1 protein-coding gene is annotated in these 253 nt (G+C 45.8%); it reads right to left on the reverse strand.

Translation table 11 applies throughout. The annotated features are described in order from the left end of the window. Positions 1-122: 122 nt before the first annotated feature. Positions 123-251 carry an SMI1/KNR4 family protein gene (locus tag C5470_RS23500; RefSeq protein WP_339917308.1) on the reverse strand — a complete coding sequence of 43 codons (129 nt, stop codon included), beginning with the start codon at positions 249-251 and terminating at the stop codon, positions 123-125. Between the last annotated feature and the right edge of the window lie 2 nt (positions 252-253).

The raw sequence follows: 253 nt of genomic DNA on the forward strand, positions 1-253 counted from the left end.
CCCGATCAATACTCTGGACTCGCTGAATATGTGTGGGGACACTGATCTGTCGGGAGCCGGATGCGGTAGTTCCGCACGTCCGGTTCTGAGGAGGGGCCCGTCTGGGTAACCGGCGGGTCTACTCAACCATCCCCTGATGAATCAAAAAAATATACTTCATTTTTATATTGAGTCTTCTCTTTTAAAAAACCGTAATAACCACCAGTTTCATCATCACTAAAAGCAATAAAACCTTGTGGCATTGAGACCATTT

It is taken from the genome of Photorhabdus stackebrandtii, assembly GCF_011189495.1.
In the GTDB taxonomy this organism is placed as follows: Bacteria; Pseudomonadota; Gammaproteobacteria; order Enterobacterales; family Enterobacteriaceae; genus Photorhabdus; species Photorhabdus khanii.

Excerpts from the sequence above, each read along its gene's own strand:
- C5470_RS23500 (WP_339917308.1), bottom strand. The coding sequence starts at position 251 with ATGGTCTCAATGCCACAAGGTTTTATTGCTTTTAGTGATGATGAAACT.